Annotated in this window: 15 protein-coding genes; 11 read left to right on the top strand and 4 right to left on the bottom strand. The window is 67.9% G+C overall.

What is annotated here, in order from left to right; translation table 11 throughout:
• Window positions 1–5 precede the first annotated feature (5 nt).
• Complete coding sequence (locus ABC319_RS10145; protein WP_413070107.1) at window positions 6–581, bottom strand: alpha/beta hydrolase; 576 nt, start codon at window positions 579–581, stop codon at window positions 6–8.
• 203 nt (window positions 582–784) lie between these two features.
• Between ABC319_RS10145 and epsC the strand changes: the two genes are divergently transcribed.
• The 6 genes from epsC to ABC319_RS10115 all read left to right on the top strand — a co-directional run bounded on the left by epsC (window position 785) and on the right by ABC319_RS10115 (window position 8,278).
• Window positions 785–1,777 carry a serine O-acetyltransferase EpsC gene (epsC, locus tag ABC319_RS10140; RefSeq protein ID WP_413070106.1) on the top strand — a complete coding sequence of 331 codons (993 nt, stop codon included), beginning with the start codon at window positions 785–787 and terminating at the stop codon, window positions 1,775–1,777.
• 4 nt (window positions 1,778–1,781) lie between these two features.
• Entirely contained in the window at window positions 1,782–2,570 is a 789-nt protein-coding gene (locus tag ABC319_RS10135) for a gamma-glutamyl-gamma-aminobutyrate hydrolase family protein (protein WP_413070105.1), read from the top strand.
• 1 nt (window position 2,571) lies between these two features.
• Window positions 2,572–2,826 (top strand): hypothetical protein, encoded by a 255-nt coding sequence (locus ABC319_RS10130; RefSeq protein WP_413070104.1) that lies wholly within the window; start codon window positions 2,572–2,574, stop codon window positions 2,824–2,826.
• A 213-nt stretch (window positions 2,827–3,039) separates the two neighbouring features.
• A complete protein-coding gene (locus ABC319_RS10125) occupies window positions 3,040–3,909 on the top strand; it encodes an SMP-30/gluconolactonase/LRE family protein (protein WP_413070103.1) in 870 nt (289 codons plus the stop codon).
• Window positions 3,910–4,006: 97 nt separating this feature from the next.
• Complete coding sequence (locus tag ABC319_RS10120) at window positions 4,007–5,605, top strand: sodium/sugar symporter (RefSeq protein WP_413070102.1); 1,599 nt, start codon at window positions 4,007–4,009, stop codon at window positions 5,603–5,605.
• A gap of 195 nt (window positions 5,606–5,800) precedes the next feature.
• Window positions 5,801–8,278 (top strand): ATP-binding protein, encoded by a 2,478-nt coding sequence (locus ABC319_RS10115; protein WP_413070101.1) that lies wholly within the window; start codon window positions 5,801–5,803, stop codon window positions 8,276–8,278.
• Between the two features lie 43 nt (window positions 8,279–8,321).
• Here the strand turns inward: ABC319_RS10115 and ABC319_RS10110 are convergent, their stop codons facing one another.
• Genes ABC319_RS10110 through ABC319_RS10100 form a run of 3 tightly spaced genes read right to left on the bottom strand, consistent with a single transcriptional unit; the run spans window position 8,322 to window position 14,313 of the window.
• The gene (locus ABC319_RS10110; RefSeq protein WP_413071673.1) at window positions 8,322–9,830 is read right to left on the bottom strand and encodes an efflux transporter outer membrane subunit; all 1,509 of its coding nucleotides are present in this window, start codon (window positions 9,828–9,830) and stop codon (window positions 8,322–8,324) included.
• A gap of 46 nt (window positions 9,831–9,876) precedes the next feature.
• The gene (locus tag ABC319_RS10105) at window positions 9,877–13,080 is read right to left on the bottom strand and encodes an efflux RND transporter permease subunit (protein WP_413070100.1); all 3,204 of its coding nucleotides are present in this window, start codon (window positions 13,078–13,080) and stop codon (window positions 9,877–9,879) included.
• Window positions 13,081–13,086: 6 nt separating this feature from the next.
• Entirely contained in the window at window positions 13,087–14,313 is a 1,227-nt protein-coding gene (locus ABC319_RS10100) for an efflux RND transporter periplasmic adaptor subunit (RefSeq protein WP_413070099.1), read from the bottom strand.
• A 106-nt stretch (window positions 14,314–14,419) separates the two neighbouring features.
• Here ABC319_RS10100 and ABC319_RS10095 point away from each other — a divergent pair, with 106 nt between their 5' ends.
• From ABC319_RS10095 to ABC319_RS10075, 5 genes are all read left to right on the top strand, one after another.
• Complete coding sequence (locus ABC319_RS10095) at window positions 14,420–15,055, top strand: TetR/AcrR family transcriptional regulator (RefSeq protein WP_413070098.1); 636 nt, start codon at window positions 14,420–14,422, stop codon at window positions 15,053–15,055.
• Window positions 15,056–15,182: 127 nt separating this feature from the next.
• Window positions 15,183–16,730 carry a tryptophan halogenase family protein gene (locus ABC319_RS10090; protein ID WP_413070097.1) on the top strand — a complete coding sequence of 516 codons (1,548 nt, stop codon included), beginning with the start codon at window positions 15,183–15,185 and terminating at the stop codon, window positions 16,728–16,730.
• 82 nt (window positions 16,731–16,812) lie between these two features.
• Window positions 16,813–19,365: a TonB-dependent receptor domain-containing protein gene (locus ABC319_RS10085; protein ID WP_413070096.1), complete on the top strand. Its 2,553-nt coding sequence runs from the start codon at window positions 16,813–16,815 to the stop codon at window positions 19,363–19,365.
• Between the two features lie 120 nt (window positions 19,366–19,485).
• Window positions 19,486–21,588, top strand: a complete 2,103-nt coding sequence (locus ABC319_RS10080; protein WP_413070095.1) for a PAS domain-containing protein — start codon at window positions 19,486–19,488, stop codon at window positions 21,586–21,588.
• Window positions 21,585–22,109 carry a GNAT family N-acetyltransferase gene (locus ABC319_RS10075; RefSeq protein WP_413070094.1) on the top strand — a complete coding sequence of 175 codons (525 nt, stop codon included), beginning with the start codon at window positions 21,585–21,587 and terminating at the stop codon, window positions 22,107–22,109. The genes ABC319_RS10080 and ABC319_RS10075 overlap by 4 nt, the downstream gene beginning before the upstream one ends.
• The last annotated feature ends 12 nt before the right edge of the window (window positions 22,110–22,121 follow it).

The raw sequence follows: 22,121 nt of genomic DNA, 5'->3' as shown, positions 1-22,121 counted from the left end.
CCCCCTTAACGTCGCCCGGCGATCGAGCGGGCGCGGTCGACATCGTGGGCGACGACCTGTTCGGTCAGGCGCAGGAACAGCCGCTGTGCCTGTCGCCAGGCGACGGCGCCGGATCCGCGCCGTCGCTCGCGCTCGCCGAGGATCAGGCGGCTGCCCCAGTCCTCGACGGTCGAGCGTAGCGCCGGCGAGGTCGCGGCACCCGGCTGGATCACGAGGGAGGGGAACGGCAGGCGCGTCTGCGGTGATTCGAACAGGCCGTGCGCCTGCTCCTGCCCCGGCGCGAACAGCAGGGCACCGGCGATGCGCGAGACATAGTCGGACGGCGACAGTCGCGCCCACCAGGCGCTTGCTGCGCAGCCCAGGCCGTCTGCGACCAGCAATACCGTGCGATCGGCGCCGCGGATCGCCTCGTCCATCCGTGCCGCCCACAGGTTGCGCTCGCCCGACGACCGGACGCTGAGCGGCACCGCCGTGCGGGCGGCGGCGGGCCAGCCGAACATCGTCTGCCATGCAGGCGCCGGGGTGTCGGCGCCGACGACGGTGACGATCGAGAAACGGTCATCGGCAGTCAGGGCGATCATCGTCGTTCCTCCTGAAGGAGAGTCGTTGCGGATCGTACGCGCGGACGACGGCGAAGGCGCGCGGATGCGGCACCGGAACCGTCCAGCCGGGCTTTTCGAGCGACCGATGCCGGGAATTCATCAGGGCAAGCTTCGCGGCCGGATAGGTTTTCTTGCAATACCTACTAACTTGATGGGATATAGATGGGCGACGGAGACAAGCCATGGTGCAGACGCCGAATGCCACCCCGATTGCCATCGCCGGTTCGATCCGCCCGGTGCCCACCGGATCGGCGATCGCCGATGCCGCAGGTGCGCTGAAGGCGGCGCGACTGGAATGGCGGGGCCGGCAGAAGGCGTGGCGCGATGCCGCCAGCTTTCCGCAGCGCGCCGCGCTGGAGCATGTCGTGGGAACACTGGCCGCGGCGCTGTATCCGCGGCGGCTGGGCCAGTTCCGCGGACCCGACAAGGACGAGGACGGCTTCGTCGTCGCCAAGCTGATCGCGGCCACCACCGACCTGGAACGCGAGATCGCCGCCGAGCTGGGATATTGGGAGGCCTCCGCCCGCGGCGAGCGGTTCGATCCCGACCAGCCGGGCACCATCGTCCGCCTGTTCGCCGCCTCTCTGGGAACGGTACGGCGGCTGATCGACAGCGATGTCGAGGCGGCGTTCCTGGGCGATCCCGCCGCACGCAGCGTCGACGAGATCCTGGTATGCTATCCCGGCGCGGTCGCCAGCCTGCATCACCGGATCGCCCATCAGCTGCATCTGCTGGGCGCGCCGATCACCGCACGCATCATCTCCGAGATCGCCAACGAGCGGACCGGTATCGACATCCATCCCGGTGCGACGATCGGCGAGCGGTTCTTCATCGACCATGGCACCGGCGTGGTGATCGGCGAGACGGCGATCATCGGGCGCGGGGTGCGGCTGTACCAGCACGTCACGCTGGGCGCGCGGACGCCGCTGGGCACGCGGACCGTCGGCCCGCGCGAACGCTATGCCCGGCATCCGATCATCGAGGACGACGTGGTCGTCTATGCCGGCGCGACGATCCTGGGACGGGTGCGGATCGGGCGCGGGACGACGATCGGCGGCAACGTGTGGCTGCTGACCGACGTGCCGGCCGACAGCATCGTCGTCCAGCCCGAGGCGCAGGTCGCCGACGTGCGCGGTGCGGCGTCGGTCCGCGAAGCGCTGGCGGCGGCGGGCTGATCCGGTGGGCCGCTCGTTCACCTCCGCCCCCGGCGATGACCGCCGCAAGCCGGTGATCGGCGTGCTGTGCTGCAACGAGGTGGCGGACCGCCCCGTCCAGGTCGTCGCCAGCCGCTTCGTGGCGCCGCTGTCGGCCTTGTCCGATGCGACCGTGCTGCTGGTGCCGGCACTGGCCGACAGCAGCGATGCCGGGCAGCTGGCGGCGATCCTGGACGGATTGCTGCTGACCGGATCGCGGTCCCACGTCGCGCCGCATCGTTATGGCGGGCCCGACGTGACCGGCCAGCTGGACGAGCAGCGGGACGAGGTCGCCCTGGCGCTGGCCGGCCGGATGATCGAGGCGGGCAAGCCGGTATTCGGCATCTGCCGCGGGTTGCAGGAGATCAACGTGCTGTTCGGTGGCACGCTGGCCATGGATCATGGCGGCGTCCATCAGCGCGGCGACGGATCCGACGGCGGCTATGCCGGGCTGTTCGCGCACCGGCACGAGGTCGACCTGATCGACGGCGGCCGGCTGGCGGGCGCGACCGGCGTCCGGCGGCTGTCGGTCAATTCGGTCCACCAGCAGGGGATCGACCGGCTGGGCGGCGGCCTGTCGATCGAGGCGGTCGCGGCCGGCGATGGGCTGATCGAGGGAATCTGGGCCCGCCCGTGCGGTGCCGACGTGCTCGCAGTGCAATGGCACCCGGAATGGGATGCCGACGCCTGCGCCGGCAGCCGCGCCTTCTTTGCCATGATCGGGTCGTCGCTGCGCGGCGACACGGCCAACCGTTCACCACAGAAAGGGAATTGAGATGAAGACGATATTTGCCGCCACGCTGGTCGCCGCTGCCGCGCTGTCGCTGGGGGCGTGTTCCAAGCCGGCGTCGGAGGAGAACACGGTCGCGCCGGCGGAGGCGACCTTCAACGAAGCCGACATTCCTGCCGAGGGCAATGCCGGCTCCGTGGACGATTTCACCAACAGCACCGCCGGGCTCGACAATCTGGCCGGCGACAATGCAGCCGCCACGCCCGGCAATGCCGAAGCACCGGCCGGTAACGGCCTGTAAGTCCTCGCCGCCGTCCCGCGACCCCCAAGCTCAAGGGGGCGGTGGCCACCCCACGCGTCGAGGAATGCTCCCTAGGCGTAACCTCCGGCCCGGCAGTCCTGGACTGCCGGGCCGCTTTCTGTGGGGCAGGCGGGTTGCACCCACGCGGCACCGCCAATTATAGGCCGTGACCGGGCAGCCGGCACCAGCGCGACCATGCCCCGAGGAGAGCCGATGACCGTCGCCACCGAAGTTCGCATCGTTCCCGGCAGCGGCCGATCGATCCTGGGCGAAGGGACGCTGTGGTCGGAGCGGACCGGCGCGGTGTTCTGGGTCGACATCCTCGGCAAGCGGCTGAACCGGCTGACCCTGGGCGACGGGGCGGTGACCGGGTGGGACGTGCCCGCCGCCATCGGCTGGGTCGTGGAGCGCGAGGTGCGGCCGGGCCTGATCGCGGGATTCGAAACCGGCTTCGTCGAGATCGACCTCGATCCCTTCGCGATCCGGGCGATCGGCGATCCGGAGCCCGGCGTCGATGGCAACCGCATGAACGACGCCAAGGCCGACATCCACGGCCGCATCTGGGCCGGCACCATGCCCTTCTCGTGCGAGGGCGACAGCGGTGCGTTCTATCGGCTCGATCCCGATCGACGCTGGACCAGGGTGGACGACAATTACTGCATCCCCAACGGCCCGGCGATCGCGCCCGACGGGACATGGATGTTCCATACCGATACCGCGCGCAACACGATCTACCGCTATGCGATCAACGACGATGGCAGCCTGGCGCCGCGCACGCCGTTCGTCACGTTCGAGGCGGCATGGGGCAGCCCCGACGGCATGACGCTGGATGCGGATGGCGGCCTGTGGGTCGCCCATTGGGGAGCGGGATGCGTCAGCCGCTTCGACGCCGACGGCCGGCGCGAACGCTGGATCGAGCTGCCCGCCTCGCAGATCACCAACTGCACCTTCGCCGGCGAGGCGCTGGATCGCATGTTCGTCACCTCGGCAGCGGACGGCAAGGACGACGAGGAGCATGCCGGCGCGCTGTTCGAGGTCGATCCGGGTTGTCGCGGCCTGCCGACGGCGCGGTTCGGCGGGTAGGCGAAACTCCCCCGGCCGTCCCGCTGGACAGCCCCCGCCCATCCTATAAACAACGTGCGACCGCCCGCCGCAGGGTGGCGGCGTGGGGGAGAGTGGCGTGACCTTGTCGACGATCGATCTGGTGGTGGTGATCGCCTATGCGATCGGCATCTTCGTGCTGGCGCAGTGGGTCAGCCGCGAGAAGGCCGGGCACCAGAAGGACAGCTCCGACTATTTCCTGGCGTCGAAGTCGCTGCCCTGGTGGGCGATCGGGGCGTCGCTGATCGCGGCGAATATTTCCGCCGAGCAGATCGTCGGGATGGCGGGATCGGGCTATGCGATCGGGCTGGCGATCTCGTCGTACGAATGGATGGCGGCGCTGACCCTGCTGATCGTCGGCAAGTGGTTCCTGCCGATCTTCCTGCGCAACGGCATCTACACGATGCCGCAGTTCCTGGAGCAGCGATACGGACCCAGCCTGCGCACGCTGATGGCCGTGTTCTGGCTGGGCCTGTACATCTTCGTCAACCTGACCTCGATCATCTGGCTGGGATCGATCGCCGTCAACCAGGTCGCCGGCGTCGATCAGGACGTGGCGCTGGTCGGGCTGGGCCTGTTCGCGCTGCTGTACCAGCTGAAGGGCGGGCTGAAGGCGGTGGCGATGACCGACATCGTCCAGGTCACGCTGCTGGTGTTCGGCGGCCTGTGCGTGTCGGCGATCACCCTCTCGCAGATCGGCGGCGACGCCGGGATCATCGGCGGGTTCGCCAAACTGACGGAAGCCGCGCCCGGCCATTTCGACATGATCCTGTCGCGCGACAATCCGTTCTACAAGGACCTGCCGGGCATCTCGGTGCTGATCGGCGGGATGTGGATCGCGAACCTTAGCTATTGGGGGTTCAACCAGTACATCATCCAGCGCGCGCTGGCGGCCAAGGACCTGGCGGAGGCGCAGAAGGGCATCGTGCTTGCCGCGTTCCTGAAGCTGCTGATGCCGTTCGTGATCGTGCTGCCGGGCATCGCCGCGGTGGTGCTGGCGCCCGACCTCGCGAAGCCGGACCAGGCCTATCCGACGATGATGCGGCTCTTGCCGCCAGGGCTGCTAGGGCTGGTCTTCGCCGCGCTGATCGCGGCGATCATCGCGTCGACCGCATCGAAGATCAACTCGATCGCGACCATCTTCACGCTGGATCTGTACGCCAAGCGCAAGGGTGCGCCGAGCCGGGCGGAGGATGGCGCCACCGCCGATCCGGCGATGGAGCGCAAGCTGGTGACGGTCGGCCGCATCGCCGCGGCGGTGGCGATCGTGATCGCGATGATCACCGCCCGGCCGCTGCTGGGCAAGTCAGACCAGGCGTTCCAGTACATCCAGGAATATACCGGCTTCTTCACGCCGGGCATCACCGTGATCTTCCTGCTGGGCCTGTTCTGGAAGCGGGCGACGGAGGCGGGGGCACTGGTCGCCGCGATCGGCTCGTTCGTGCTGTCGATCGTGCTGAAATACGCGCTGCCCGACCTGCCGTTCATCGACCGGATGGGCGTGGTGTTCCTGGCGACGCTGGCGCTGGCCGTCGTCGTGTCGCTGGCGCGTCCGCAACCCAGCGAGGCGAACCGGGTGATCACGGGCGACGTGCGCTATGGCACCACCGCCAGCTTCAACGTGGCGGCGGTCGGGCTGGTGCTGATCCTGATCGCCTTCTACACCACCTGGTGGTGAGTGTGGCGCGATGGCCGCGGTTGGCGGTAAAAACGCCGGGTCGCGGATCGTCTGTCCGGCCCTGCCGTTGCTAGCCGCCTGATCCGCTTTCCCGCATCCGCGAGCGGCCGGCGGGTCAGGGAAAGTTAATCTGTGGCAATGCGGGGTGTCGGTGGCTAGAGCCGGTGGCCCGCGTGGCAGAGGCTCTACGGCGACATGACGGACATTCGGCACGACATTCCGAAAGAGCGCGAGCGGCGCCGGCTGGAGGCGCTGGATAGATACGCCATCCTCGACACGCCGCGCGAAACCGCCTTCGACGAGGTGGCGCAGCTAGCCGCGGATCTGTGCGGCACGCCGATCGGCGTGGTCAACCTGATCGGCGACGGGCGCCAGTTCTTCAAGGCCGAGGTAGGGCTGGGCGTGCGCGAGACGCCGCTGGAGACCGCCTTCTGCCGGCTTGCCATCCTGGAAGACGAGTTCCTGCTGGTGCCCGATGCCAGCATCGACCCGCGGTTCGACGACAATCCGCTGGTCCATGGGCAGCCGGGCCTCCGCTTCTATGCCGGCGCGCCGCTGCGCACGCCCGACGGATTGCCGATCGGAACGCTGTGCGTGCTCGATACCCAGCCGCGCACGCTGAGCGAGGTCCAGCAGCGGGCGCTGAAGGTGCTGGCCCGCCAGCTGATGACGCAGCTGGACCTGCGCATCGCCGCGACAGAGCGGCTGGAGCAGGACGACCGGTATCGCACCCTGTTCGATTCGATGGACGAGGGGTTCTGCATCATCGAGTTCATCGACGGCCCCGACGGACCGCTGAGCGATTACGTCCATGTCGAGGCGAACGCCGCCTATGCCCGCAATGCCGGTATCCCGGATGTCGTGGGGCAGAAGGTGCGCACGATGGTGCCGGCGGAGGCGGGCGACTGGGTCGAGCGGTACGGCAGCGTGCTGAACACCGGCACGCCGATCCGGTTCGAGCGCGAGCTGGAGGCGACCGGACGCTATCTGTCGCTGTCGGCGTTCCGGATCGAGCCGGCGAGCCGTCGCCAGGTCGCGGTGCTGTTCCAGGACATTACGGCGCGGCGCAAGGCCGAGCTGGAGCTGGTCCGCCTGAACGAGACGCTGGAGGCGCGGGTGGCGGATGCGCTGGCCCAGCGCAAGGTGCTGGCCGATGTCGTCGAAGGCACCGACGCGTTCGTGATCGTCGCCGACATGGACGGCGGTCTGCTGGCGATCAACGGCGCGGCCGTGTGGGAGATGGAGCGGAGCTTCGGCGTTGCGCCGAAGGTCGGCGACAATCTGTTCGCGGTGCTGGCCGACCAGCCCGGCACCCAGGAGCGCGTCGCCGCGCTGTGGTCGCGGGCGCTGTCCGGCGAGGAGTTCGTGCAGGTCGCGCCGGTCGACCGCCCCGGCGACGACCGCTTCTACGAAATGCGCTTCAATGCGCTGCGCGATGCCGACGGGCGGCAGGTAGGCGCCTTCCAGTTCGTCTACGACGTAACGGAGCGGCTGCAGGAGCAGGCCCGCCTGCGCGAGGCCGAGGAGGGACTGCGCCAGGCGCAGAAGATGGAGGCGGTGGGCCAGCTGACCGGCGGGCTTGCGCATGATTTCAACAACCTGCTGGCGGGGATATCCGGCGCGTTCGAAATGATCGGTACCCGTCTGTCGCAGGGGCGGGGCCGCGACGTGGAGAAGTACCTCGCCGCCGGTCAGGGAGCGACCCGGCGCGCGGCGGCGCTGACCCACCGGCTGCTCGCCTTCTCGCGCCGGCAGACGCTCAGCCCCAAGCCGATCGTCGTCAATCGGCTGATGAGCGAACTGGTCGAGCTGATCCAGCGGACCGTCGGGCCCGACATCCGGGTGGAGACGATCGCCGCGGCGGCGTTGTGGCCCGCACTGGTCGACGCCAACCAGCTGGAGAACGCGATCCTGAACCTGTGCATCAATGCGCGCGACGCGATGCCCGACGGGGGAAGGATCACGATCGAAACCGCGAACAAGTGGATCGACCAGCGCACCGCGGCGGAACGCGGGCTGGAGGCCGGCCAGTATGTCACCGTCTGCGTCAGCGATACAGGCACGGGGATCGACAAGGACACGCTGGCGCGCGTGTTCGACCCGTTCTTCACCACCAAGCCACTGGGCGAGGGGACCGGGCTGGGGCTGTCGATGGTGTACGGCTTCGCGCGGCAGAGCCACGGGCATGTCCGCATCTATTCCGAAGTGGGGCAGGGCACGATGGTGTGCCTGTACCTGCCGCGCCATCTGGGCGAGGCCGAGGAGGTCGACGAGGCACCGTTCAAGGCGACGCCGTTGCGCACCGCCAGCGGCAGGACCGTGCTGGTCGTCGACGACGAGCCGACGGTGCGGATGCTGGTCGTCGATGCGCTGGAGGAGCTGGGTTATGCCTGTGCCGAGGCCGGGGACGGGGCGGAGGGGCTGCGCATCCTGGAGGCGGCCGAGCATATCGACATGCTGATCACCGATGTCGGCCTGCCCGGGGGGATGAACGGACGCCAGGTCGCCGAGGCGGCACGCGCGCTTCGTCCCGAACTGAAGATCCTGTTCATCACCGGCTATGCCGAAAACGCCGTCCTGAACCACGGCCATATCGAGCGCGGGATGGAAGTGCTGACCAAGCCGTTCGCCGTCGACGACCTGACCGCGCGGGTGGACCGGCTGCTGCGGTGATCCGCTGCGGCGATCGGCCCCGTGCCGATCGCCGCGTCCGGGATCACCGGTCGGTGGTCGGCAGCGGGGCCTGTTCGGGAGCGGCGTCGTCGCCGACGAGGCCGCCGCCCAGCGCGCGGTAAAGTTCGATCAGATTGGTCTCGCGCGTCAGCCGGGTCGTCACCAGCGCCTGCTGGGCGGCATAGGCGGACCGCTGCGAGTCCAGCGTGGTGAGGAACGAATCCACGCCGGCGCGGAAGCGCGCGTCGGACAGGCGGGCGGTGATCCGCGCGGCATTGGCGCGCGCGCTCTGCGCGGAGACCTGTTCCCCGATCGTGCCGCGTTGCGCCAGCGCGTCGGCCACCTCGCGGAACGCCGTCTGGATCGTCTGTTCGTAGGTGGCGACCGCCGCTTGCTGGGAGGCCCGCGCATAATCGACATTGCCGCGCAGCCGCCCGCCGTCGAACAGCGGCAGCGAGACCGCCGGCTGGGCGTTGTAGGTGAAGCTGCCCCCGGCGAAGAGGCCGGACAGGGCGGTGCTGATCGTCCCCAGCGTCGCGGTCAGCGAAATCGTCGGGAACAGCGCCGCGCGCGCCGCGCCGATATTGGCATTCTCCGCGATCAGCCGATGCTCGGCCTGCAACACGTCGGGCCGACGCAGCAGCGCCTGGGACGAGATGTCGGCGGGCAGCGAATCCAGCGTGTAGTTCGGCGCATCGAAATTGGCGGGCAGAAGATCGGCGACCACCGTGGTGCCGGCGAGCAGGTTTAGCGCATTCTGGTCGCGCGCGATCTGCGTCTGCAAGGTCGCGATGTCGTTGCGCGCGGACTGGTAGTTGGTTTCGGCCTGACGCACCTCCAGCTCGGAGCCGACGCCGATGCGGAACTGCGCCGTGGTCAGGTCCAGCGTCTGGCGGAACGTCTTCAGCGTCTCCTGCGAAAGGCGCAGCTGCGCCTGGTCGGACGCCATCGTCAGCCAGGCCGAGGCGATTTCCGCGATCAGGCTGACGCGGGCGGCACGCTGTGCCTCTTCGGAGGCGAAATACTGTTCCAGCGCGGCGCGTGACAGGTTGCGCACCCGGCCGAACAGGTCGAGCTCGAACGCCGAGAAACCGGCGTTGACCGAATAGGCCTCGATGTTCGACGACGCGCCGGTGCCGACGCCGGCACCTGCACCCGCGCCACCGCCCGCACCGGTCCCGGCGCCTGCGCCGGTTCCCGCACCGGCACCGGCGCCCGCACCGGAACTGCCGGCCGCACCGAAGATGTTGTTGGTATAGATGCCCGCGCCCGACGCCGTCGTCGACGGCACCAGGTCGGCACGCTGGACACGGTACTGCGCCCGCGCCTGGAGCACGTTGGCGGCCGCCAGCTGGAGGTTGCGATTGTTGGCCAACCCCAGCTCGATCACCGAGCGCAGCCGCGGATCGACGAAGAAATCGCGCCACGCGGTGCGCGACACGTCGCGTGCGTCGGTCGCCGCCGCCGGATAGGCGCCGCCCTGCGGCAGGGTCGCCGGGATCGCGCCAGCCGGCCGCACATAGGTCGGCGCGAGGTTGCAGCCGGACAGCATCGTCGATGCCGCCAGCACGGCCGTCAGGAGGGACTTGGTCACTGGATTACGCTCCCTGCGGCGCGGTGCCGCCATCCGACGATCGGTTGCCGCCGTCGGGTTCCACATCGTGATTGGCGGCGGGCTTGTCGGCGTCGTGCTTGCCGTGGCCGAACAGCCGGCTGATCACGACGAAGAACATCGGCACGAAGAAGATCGCCAGCACCGTCGCCGACAACATGCCGCCGACCACCGCACGGCCGATCGCGTTCTGCCCGCCCGCTCCGGCACCGGTCGAGATCGCCAGCGGCAGCACGCCGAAGACGAACGCCAGCGACGTCATCAGGATCGGGCGAAGGCGCAGGCGTGCCGCCTCGACCGCCGCGTCGAAGGCGTTCATGCCGTCCCTGATCCGTTCCTCGGCGAATTCGACGATCAGGATCGCGTTCTTCGCCGAGACGCCGATCGTGGTGATCAGGCCGACCTGCAGGTAGATGTCGTTGTTCAACCCGGTCAGCCACGCCGCCAGCACGGCGCCCAGCACGCCGAGCGGCACCACCAGCAGCACCGAGATCGGCACCGACCAGCTTTCGTACAGCGCGGCGAGGCAGAGGAACACGATCAGCAGCGACAGACCGTACAGCGCCGGCGCCTGGCCACCCGACAGCCGTTCCTCATAGGACAGGCCGGTCCATTCCAGCGAGGTACCCGGCGGCAGCTTCTCGTGGATCGCCTCCATCGCGGTCATCGCCGCGCCCGTGCTCTGCCCGGGGGCGGGCGATCCCTGGATCTGCATTGCCGACTGGCCATTGTAGCGGGTCAGCTGCACCGGCGCGTTGCGCCACTCCTGCGTCGAGAAGGCGGTGAAGGGCGCCATCTGGCCGTTGCTGCTCCGCACATAGAGCAGGCCGACATCCTCCGGCCGCAACCGATAGGGCGCATCCGCCTGGACGTAGACACGCTTCACGCGGCCGCGATCGATGAAGTCGTTGATGTAGCCCCCGCCCCATGCGGTGGAGATGGTCGAGTTGACGTCGGCCAGGTCCAGCCCCAGCGCGCGCGCCTTGTCCTCGTCGATATTGACCTTCAGCTGCGGGGCATCGTCCAGGCTGAGCGGGCGGACCTGCGCCAGCGCCTTGTCCTGCGAGGCCATGCCCAGCATCATGTTGCGGGCCTGGAGCAACTTGTCGTGGCCGATGCCGCCGGTGTCGACCAGCTGCGCGTCGAACCCCGTTGCGTTGCCGAGTTCCTGCACCGCCGGCGGGATCAGCGCGAAGATCATGCCGTCGGAATATTGCGAGAACGCACCCATCGCGCGCCCGACGATCGCCTGCGCCTTGTTGTCCGCACCGCCGCGCTCCTCCCACGGCTTCAGGTTGACGAACACCAGGCCGGCATTCTGGCCCTGTCCGGCGAAGCTGAACCCGTTGATGGTGAACACGCCCGCGACGTTGGCACCCTCCTGCTTCAGGAAATGGTCCCGAACCAGCGTCAGGCCCTTCTCGGTACGCGCGGTGGTCGAGCCCGCCGGGCCTTGCACCAGCGCCAGCACGGTGCCCTGGTCCTCTTCCGGCAGGAAGCCGGAGGGCAGGCGGATGAAGATCACCGCCATCCCGGCGACGATCAGCGCATAGACCAGCAGCGATCGCTTCCAGCTGCGCGCCGTCCGCTTGACCCCGCCTTCGTACTTGTTCTGGCCGGTCTCGAACTTGTCGTTGAACCACCGGAAGAAGCGGGCGACGAGGCCGTTGCCCTCCTGCCGCTTGGGATCGTGCTGCTTCAGGATCGTGGCGCACAGCGCCGGCGTCAGGATCAGGGCGACCATCACCGACAGCACCATCGCCGACACGATCGTGATCGAGAACTGGCGGTAGATCACCCCGGTCGATCCGCCGAAGAACGCCATCGGCAGGAACACCGCCGACAGGACCAGACCGATGCCGATCAGCGCGCCGCTGATCTCGTCCATCGACTTGCGGGCGGCCTCCTTAGGGCTGAGATGTTCGGTGACGATCAGGCGTTCGACATTCTCGACCACGACGATCGCGTCGTCGACGAGCAGGCCGATCGCCAGCACCATGCCGAACAGCGTCAGCGTGTTGATGGTGAAGCCTGCCAGCGCCATCACGCCGAACGTGCCCAGCAGGACCACCGGCACGGCGATCGTCGGGATCACCGTGGCGCGCCAGTTCTGGAGGAACAGGAACATCACGAGGAAGACGAGGATCACCGCCTCGACCAGCGTATGGATCACCTGTTCCACCGACAGTCGCACGAACGGCGTGGTGTCGTACGGATAGATGACCTGCACGTCGCGCGGCAGCGTCTTGCCGATCTCGGCCGCGCGCGATTTCACCAGCTCGACCGTGTCCAGCGCATTGGCACCCGCGGCGAGCCGGACACCGAAGCCGGCGGCGGGCTTGCCGTTGTACTTCACGTCGAAGCCGTAATTTTCGGCGCCCAGTTCGATCCGGGCGACATCGCTCAGCCGCACGACGGCGCCGCTGGGCGACGTCTTCAGGCGGATGGCGCCGAACTGTTCCGGCGTCTGGAGCCGCGACTGGACCGAGACGGTCGCGTTCAGCATCTGCTCCTTGGGAGCGGGCTGGGCGCCGATCTGCCCGGCGGAGACCTGCGCGTTCTGCGCCGACACCGCGGCGGACACATCGGCGACGGTCAGCTGGTAGTTGTTGAGCTTCAGCGGATCGATCCAGATGCGCATCGCATATTGCGCGCCGAACACCTGCAGCTCGCCGACGCCGGTGACGCGGCTGATCGGATCCTGGAACTTCGACACGACCATGTCGGCCAGATCGTTGTTGGAGTGCGAGCCGTCCTGCGACACCAGGCCGACCACGACCAGGAAGCTGGCGGCGGACTTCGTCACCTGGATGCCCTGGCGCTGCACTTCCTGCGGCAGCAGCGGCGTCGCCGCCTGCAGCTTGTTCTGGACCTGCACCTGGGCGATGTCGGGATCGGTGCCCTGTTCGAACGTCAGCGTGATCGTCAGCGTGCCCGCGGAGGACGAGGACGACGAGAAATAGCGCAGGTTGTCGATGCCGCGCAGCTGCTGCTCGATGATCTGCGTGGTGGTGCGCTCCAGCGTTTCCGCGTCGGCGCCCGGATAGGTGGCGGTGATCGCCACCGCGGGCGGGGCGATTTCCGGAAACTGGGCGATCGGCAGGCTGCGGATCGCGATGACCCCCGCCAGCATCAGCACCATGGCGATCACCCACGCGAAGATGGGCCGGTCGATGAAATAGCGGGACATGGGTGGTTACTTCGCCCCGCCGGCGGCTGCCGGCTCTTGTTTCGCGTCGGCTGCTGCCGGCTGCTGTTGCTGGCCCTGCTGCTGCGCGGGCTGTGCATTGGGGTTCCAGGCGGTCGCCTTCACCGGCATGCCGGGGCGCAGCATCATGCCGCCCTCGACGATCACCTTGTCGCCGGGCTTCAATCCGGCGGTGACCAGCCAGTTGTCGCCGATCGTGCGCGGCGCGGTGAGCGAGCGCGGCTGCACCTTGCCGTCCTGCCCAACGACCAGGACCGAGGCGTTGCCCTTCTCGTCGCGGGTGACGGCGCGCTGCGGCACCAGGATGGCATCGGCCTGCGTGCCCTGAACCAGCTCGGCGCGGACGTACATGCCCGGCAGCAGCAGCCCGTTGGGGTTCGGGAAGATGGCGCGGATCGCTTGCGTCCCCGTGGCGGGATCGACGGTGACGTCGGCGAACTGCAGCGTCCCCTCAACCGGATACTCGCTGCCGTCCTCCAGCTTCAGGCGCACGCGCGCCGCGCCGCCGCCACGCGACAGCTGGCCCGACATGATCTGCTGGCGCAGCCGCAGCAGATCCGAACTGGACTGCTGGATATCGACATAGACCGGATCCAGGCGCTGGATCGTCGTCAGCGGCTCGGTCTGCGACGCGGTGACCAGCGCACCGGTGGTGAAGGTCGACCGGCCGATCCGGCCGGAAATCGGCGCACGCACCGTCGTGCGCGAAAGATCGATCTGCGCGGTCCGCAGCGCGGCCTGCTGCGCGGCGACGTCGGCCTCCGCCTGCTGGGCGGTGGTGGTGGCGTTCTCGAAATCCTGGCGCGAGATGGCGTTGATCTTGACCAGTTCGCCGTAACGGCGGGCGAGCGCCCGGCTGGAGGCGATGGCGGCACGTGCGCGGACGACCGCGGCCCGTGCGCTGGCGACCTGCGCCTGATAGGGGGCGGGATCGATCCGGTAGAGCGCCTGGCCCTTGCGAACCACGTCACCCTCCTTGAACAGGCGCGCGGTGACGAGGCCGTTGACCTGTGGGCGCACTTCCGACGTTTCGAAGGCACTGGTGCGGCCCGGCAGCTGGGTCGTGAGCGTGACGGCCTGGTTCTGCACCGTCACCACGCCGACGGTCGGGGGGCCGGCGGGCGCCTGCTGCTGCTGCTCCTTGCCGCCGCAACCGGCGAGCATCAGCGCCGCAAGCACCAAAGCGGCGCTGGACGCCGGCACGCAATTCTTCATGGATCTAACCCGCTGCCTTGCTAATTCGTGAGTGATCGATCATTCACGGTTCAGCCGCCTACTCCTAAATTCCAGTGGTTGGCAAGACATTCAGGGTAGATGGCGCTTGAAATTATTGCAGTGCACCAATTCGGATCGGGCGACACGGGCAGACGCCCGGCGGGAGCATCTGCTGGAAACGGCGCGGGCGCTGTTCGTGCAGCGCGGCTTCCATCGCACGGGCGTGGCGCAGATTGCCGACGCATCGGGTGTGAAGGTCGGCCAGATCTATCGTGATTTTAACGGCAAGGAAGACATCATCGCCGCGATCGTCGAACGCGACATCGAGGGGTTCCTGTACGAGGGCGAGCTGGCCGACGCGATCGAGCGTGGCGACAGGGTGGCGGTGCGTGGCTGGATCACCCGGCTGACCGGGGTCGAGGAGCCGATCGAGGACTGCCGGATGATGACCGAGATCCTGGCGGAAATCGCGCGCAACGATCGCATGGCCGAAATCAATCGCCGGATCGAGAAGCGGGTGCGGGGCAGCCTCGCGACGGCTCTGGCATCGCTGGTTCCTTCTGCCGCGGACGATCAATGCCTGAACATGCTGGCGGAATTGATCATGACGATGTGTACCGGCCTGATGTGCCGGCGCATCGCATCCGAAACGCTGGACATCACTATGCTGCATCGCACCATCGAGCAGATCATCGACGCGGAACTGGAGCGATGCAGTCGACCAGCCCTGATCGATGGATGACGGCAATCGATTGCTGGCCTATATCCCGTTGAACTAAGGCGTCGTGTCCGGTCGTGGGCGCGTACCGGCTGCAGTGACGAGGGAGTGGGCCGATGAGGGATGCGCGCGCCGTGCCGGTGGCCGATCGATGATCGATGGTGACGATCCGATTCGCTCGATCCTGATCGTCGGGGGCGGCACCGCCGGATGGATGACCGCCGCTGCGCTTGCCCATGCCTTGCCGCGCGGCTGCCGGATCGAACTGGTCGAGTCGGAGGAGATCGGCACGGTCGGTGTCGGCGAGGCGACGATCCCGCCCATCCGCCTGTTCAACGAGACGCTCGGAATCGCCGAGGCGGACTTCGTCCGCGAGACCGGGGGCAGCTTCAAGCTGGGTATCGAGTTCGTCGACTGGGCGAAGCTGGGCCACCGCTATTTCCACCCCTTCGGCACGTTCGGGAAGCCGTTCGACATGCTTGCCGTCCACCAGCACTGGCTGGCGGCACGCGCGGCGGGATGCGCGATCCCGCTGGATGATCTGTCGATGGCATGGGGAGCGGCAAGCCGCGGCCGGTTCGCCCCGCCGCTGGCCGATCCGCGCAACGTCGGCTCCACCTTCGACTATGCCTATCACTTCGACGCCGGGCTCTACGCTGCCTTTCTACGCCGGTATGCCGAGGCGAGAGGTGTCGTCCGCACCGAAGGCCGGGTCGCCGATGTGGCGCTCGATGGCCAGACCGGGCATGTCGCCGGCGTCACGCTCGTCGACGGCAGATCGCTCGCCGCGGACCTGTTCGTCGATTGCTCGGGCTTTCGCGGGCTGCTGATCGAGGGGGCGCTCAAGACCGGATACCAGGACTGGACCCACTGGTTGCCCTGCGATCGGGCGCTGGCGGTTCCATCCGCGCCCGCCGCGGCGCTAGCGCCCTATACGCGATCGACGGCGCGCGCGGCGGGGTGGCAGTGGCGTATCCCCCTCCAGCACCGCACCGGCAACGGCTATGTCTATTGCAGTCGCCATCTGTCGGACGACGAGGCGGCGGCGACGCTGCTAGCGAACCTCGACACCGAGCCGCTGGGCGATCCCCGAGCGCTGCGATTCGTCACCGGACGGCGCAACCTGTTCTGGAACCGCAACGTCGTCGCGATCGGGTTGGCCAGCGGGTTCATGGAGCCGCTGGAATCGACCAGTATCCACCTGATCCAGGCGGGCATCGCCAAGCTGCTGGCGTTGTTCCCGACGCGCCGCTTCGACCCGCTGGTCGCCGATGAGTATAACCGGATCGCGATCACCGAGTTCGAGCGGATTCGCGACTTCCTGATCCTGCACTACAAGCTGACCGCGCGGACCGATGCGCCGTTGTGGCACGAATGTGCGGCGATGCCGATCCCCGACACGCTGGCGCTGAAAATCGCACATTTCCGCGCCAACGGCCGCCTGATCGCGCGCGACATGGACCTGTTCGGCGCGGCTAGCTGGCTGGCGGTCCATATCGGCCAGTTGAACTGGCCGACGGGCAACGATCCGCTGCTCGGATACGGTGCCGATCCCGCGCAGAGCACAGCCTATGTCGAGCGGCTGGCGGCGACGATCGCGCGGGTCGCGGACTCGATGCCGGCACATGCCGATACGATCCGGCGTGTCATCGCCAGCGCCAAAACCGATCACACAGAAAGCAACAATCGATTGCAATAATTTCTTGCAATCGTTTTCAGGATAGCTATCAGCACCGTGATGGCCTGCCGCAGAGCTGGGCCGAACTCGGAGGGGATACCCGATGCTGCGTGCCGATCGTCATACCTGCACTTCCGTCCTCGCGCTCGCCGCCGCCGCCTGGGCGCTTCCCGCCGCAGCGCAGGACGCGACGCCATGGCAGGCGACGACGCCCGCCACGACCGCCCCGGGGGCGCCTTCGCCGGCGACGGATCCGGGCGCGGTGCCCGACGCCGCCGAGCAGAGCGAGGACATCGTCGTCACGGCGACCAGCGGCGAGCGGTCGCGGTTCCGCAGCTCGATTTCGGTCAGCCAGCTGAGCAGCGAGGCGATCCAGAACTTCACGCCGCGATCCGAGGCCGAGGTGCTGCGTTCGATCCCCGGTCTCCAGCCATCCGATACCGCGGGTCCGGGCGGCAACGCCAATATCGGCGTGCGCGGCATTCCGGTGTCGACGGGCGGTTCCGAATACGTCGCCCTGCAGGAAGACGGCCTGCCGGTGACGCTGTTCGGCGACATGAATTTCGGCAACAACGATTACTGGCTGCGGTTCGACCAGAATGTCGAGCGGCTGGAGGCGGTACGTGGCGGTTCCGCCTCGACGTTCACGTCGCAGGCGCCGGGTGCCGTCATCAACTATCTCAGCAAGACGGGTGACCGGGAGGGCGGCTCGGTCGCCTATTCGAATGGCCTGGGCTATCGCGAACATCGGGTCGATTTCGATTACGGTGCGCCGGTCAGCGACACGCTTCGCTTCCACGTCGGCGGCTACGCCCGCAACGGCGGCGGCCTGACCAACGAGAATTTCAACATCCTGCGCGGCTACCAGATCAAGGCGAACGTCACCAAGGACTTCGGGGCCAATCGCGGCTTCATCCGCATCCTGTTCAAGCGCCTGGACGAGCAGGCACCGACCAATACGACCACGCCGTCGCTGGCCAGGCTGGACGGCAACAAGGTGGTCGGATTCGATCCGCTGCCGACCTTCGACGGGCGCGACGGGTCGAGCTACTCGATCTACAATCGCAGCTTCCAGTATCTGACCAATGGTGGCCGGATCGAGAATGCGGAGGTGCAGGGCATCCATCCGCGCGTGACGTCGATCGGCGCGCAGCTGCATTACGACTTCGACAGCGGGTTCAGCGTCGACGACTCGATCCGCTACACCGACATGAGCGGCAATTTCACCACCCAGTTCATCAACGTCCAGACGACCGCCAGCCTGATCGGATCGACCGTCAACGGCGCGCGCGTGGGCTCGATCCGCTACGCCGCCGGGCCGCTGCTGGGGCAGGCCTATACCGGCACGTACGTGAACAATAATCCCAACATCAACACGCGCATGACCGACATGGGCAACTTCGTGAACAACCTGCAGCTGACGAAGAAGTTCGACGTCGGTGCGGGCACGGTGCGTGCGGTCGCCGGCTGGTTCCACATGAGCCAGAACATCCAGCAGGACTGGCACGTCAATCGCCAGTACAGCGAGCTGAACGGCGAAAATGCCGCGCCGCTCGACCTGTTCTCGACGACCGGTACGCAGCTGACCGCCGCGGGGCAGGCCGGGTTCAACGACAATTGGGGCACCTGCTGCCAGCGCACCGTCGACCTGACCTACACCGACGATGCGCCCTTCCTGTCGCTGAACTATTCAGGCGGTGGGCTCGAGCTCGACGCCAGCGTCCGCTACGACACGGTGAAGGGCGAGGGTACGGCCCGCGGTGGCGCTACGGGCCCGAACTTCCGCGTCAGCGATGCACTGGGATCGGCGCTGCTGCCGTCGCTGGTGCCGAGTGCCACGATCGAGAACATCGACTATCGCGACGATTACTTCAGCTGGTCGTTTGGCGCCCTCTATGCCTTCAGCAACCAGACCAGCGCCTTCGCGCGGGTAAGCCGCGGCGGCCGGTTCAATGCCGATCGACTGGTGCTCAGCGGTAATTTCAACGCCGACGGATCGCAGACCCAGAACGGGCGCAACGTTGCGATCAACTATCTGAACCAGCAGGAGGTCGGGCTGAAGCAGCGCGGCGACCTGCTGGGCGGATCCTACACGGCCGAGCTTACCGGTTTCCGATCGACCCTGACCGAGAACAACTACGACTTCACGCGCATCAATAATCCGGCGCCGAACAACGACCCCAACATCTCGAACAGCTACCGCTCCTATGGCCTGGAGTTCACGGGGCGGTTCAACCTGGGCGCTTTCCGGCTGGCCGCCGACGCGACGTTCATCAAGTCGAAGATCACGGACAGCGCCACCGCCGCGCTGGTCGGCAACCGGCCGGGCGGGCAGCCCGAATTCCTGTTCTCGGTCTCGCCGTCCTATGATGCCGGCATCGTCGCGGCCGGTGTCAGCGTTACCGGACAGACGAGTACGCCGCTGGACGACTTCAATCTCTACACGGCCAAGGGATCGACCTTCGTCAGCGGTTTCCTGAAGGTGCGGCCGGTCGACCGGGTGGAGCTGGGACTGAACGTCAACAACCTGTTCGACAAGCTCGGCTTTCGTGGCGGCGGCAGCCTGAACCCGATCCTGTCGTCGACCTCGGCGGTGTTCAACAACACCGCGCTGTACGGGCGGACCGTGACCGGATCGATCCGCTACCGCTTCTGACCGCCGGACGATCGGCGGCGTTCCCCGACGCCGTCGATCGTCCGCCATTTGCGACCAGGATGACCAAGGTGGCTGGTCATCGCGGAACACTTCCCGCACATGGCGCTTATGATCGGCTACATGGATCAGTTCCCGCCCCATCTCGCGGCAACCGTCACCGGGGCGGAACTGGCGGCGATCGACTGGTCCGCCACGCCGATCGGCGACTATGGCGACTGGCCGGTGTCGCTCAAGTCGACACTCGCCCTGATGCTGGCCTGTCCGACGCCGATGTTCCTGGCCTGGGGGCCGGATCTGCGCTGCTTCTTCAACGACGCGTACCGCCCGATGCTGGGGTATCGCCTGCCGACCGCGCTCGGGCGACCGTTCCGCGAAGTCTGGGCGAGCATCTGGGACGATATCGGTCCGCTGGTCACCGCGACCCTGGCCGGCGAGAGCCGGACGATGACGGACATGCCGCTGGACCTGTCGCGAGAGGGCGTGGCGGAGGCGGGGTGGTGGACCTTCACCTACTCGCCCGCGCATGACGATGCCGGGCGGATCGCCGGCTTGTTCTGCGTCACCGGCGAAACGACCGCCCGCGTACTGGCCGAACGCGCGCGCGACGCCGCCAACGAGCAGCTGGCCAGCCTGAACCGCGATCTGGAGACGCGCGTCCGTGAGCGGACGGCCGAGCGCAACCTGCTGGCGACGATCTTCGAGGAGACAGACACGTTCGTCCACGTGATCGACACCGATTACCGCTGGATGGGCCTGAACCGTGCGGGTGCCGACGAATTCGAGCGCGCGTTCGGCCGCCGGCCCAAGGCCGGCGATCATCTGCTCGATCTGCTGGCGCATCTGCCCGACCAGCGGGAGGAGGTGGAGGCGATCTGGACGCGGGCGCTGGCGGGCGAGAATTTCACCACGATCGCGGAGCTGGGCGATCCGGCAGCGGGCGGCGAGCGGCGCAGTTACGAGATGCGCTTCCGCACCCTGCGCAACGAGCATGACGAGCCGCGCGGGGCGTTCCAGCTCGTCACCGACGTGACCGACCGACTGCGCGCGACGGCGGAGCTGGAGCAGGCGCGAGAAGCGATGCGACAGGCGCAGAAGCTGGAGGCGATCGGCCAGCTGACCGGGGGCGTTGCCCATGATTTCAACAATCTGCTGACCGTCATTCGCGGATCAACCGAGTTGCTGCGACGTGCCGACCTGGCCGAGGAGCGCCGCCGCCGCTATGTCGACGCGATCGCCGACAGCGCCGATCGGGCGACGCGCCTGACCAGCCAGCTGCTCGCCTTTTCGCGCCGGCAATCGCTCCGCCCCGAACTGTTCGATCTGGGGCAGAGCGTCACCGATCTGCGCGACATCGTCGTCACGCTGGCCGGATCGCGGATCGAGGTGGAAGTCGTCGTGCCGAAGGAGCCGGTGCTGGTCCTGGCCGACCGGTCGCAGCTGGACACCGCGATCATCAACATGGCGGTCAACGCGCGCGACGCGATGCCGGGATCGGGCAAGCTGACCATCGCGGTCGGTGCCGTGTCCGGCATCCCCGCGATTCGCGGCCATGCCCCGGCCGTGGGCGAGTTCGTCACGGTGACGGTCGGCGATACCGGCGAGGGGATCCCGGCCGACCGGCTGGAGCAGATCTTCGAGCCGTTCTTCACCACCAAAGCGGTCGGCGCCGGCACCGGTCTAGGGCTCAGCCAGGCGATCGGGCTCGCGAAGCAGTCCGGCGGGACGATCAACGTCGAGAGCGCGGTCGGCCAAGGCAGCAGCTTCACCCTGTACCTGCCGCGCACCGATGCGATGCCGATCGTCGCCGAACCCACAGAAGAGGTCGTGGAGCGTTCCGGTGAGGGTGCCTGCGTGCTGGTGGTGGAGGACAATGCCGATGTCGGCGAGTTCGCGACGGCGGCTTTGCGCGAACTCGGCTATCGCAGCACGCTGGCCAGCGACGCCGAGCAGGCGCTGGCGGCGCTGTCGCGCAACCCCCATGGTTTTCAGGTGATCTTCACCGATGTAGTGATGCCGGGGATGAGCGGCGTCGAACTCGGTGAGGTCGTGCGCCGCCGCTATCCTGGCGTTCCGCTGGTGCTGACCAGCGGATACAGCCACGTGCTGGCACAGAACGACCAGCACGGGTTCGAATTGCTCCACAAACCCTATTCGATCGAGCAGCTGTCCCGGGTGCTCGGCAAGGCGATCGCGTGGCGGGGGGCAGGCCGCCTGTCGTCATGATCGGCGCTGCACCCGTGCTCCACACGGCACGGCTGACCCTGTCGGGGCACACGCCCGACGATCTCGACGCGCTGGCCGCGATCTGGGCCGATTCGCGCGTCTATGCCCATATCGGCGGTCAACCACGCAGCCGCGAGGAGGTGTGGATCCAGCTGCTCCGTCACATCGGCCAGTGGACCGCTTTTGGACGGGGCATGTGGGTGCTGCGGGAGACGGCGAGCGGCCGACTGGTCGGCGAGGCCGGCCTGATGGACGCCCGTCGCGACATCCAGCCGCCGATGCCGGATGTCCCCGAAGCCGGCTGGATTCTCGCCAGTGCGGGCCATGGCCAGGGCTTCGCGCGCGAGGCGATGGACGCGGTGCTGGCGTGGACCGGGGGGCAGCAGATCCCGCGAACGGCGTGCATCATCGATCCGGGCAACACCGCCTCGATCCGGCTGGCGGACCGGCTGGGCTATCGCCCGCTCGGTCAGGATATGCAGCGCGCCGGCAGGCCGATCCTCGGGTTCGTCCGCGGATAGTTTGCCGGCGAC

This window comes from Sphingomonas phoenicis, from assembly GCF_047238005.1.
Lineage (GTDB): Bacteria > Pseudomonadota > Alphaproteobacteria > Sphingomonadales > Sphingomonadaceae > Sphingomonas.
The sequence above is the reverse complement of the archived record's forward strand: the minus strand, read 5'-3'. Positions and strand labels throughout refer to the sequence as shown.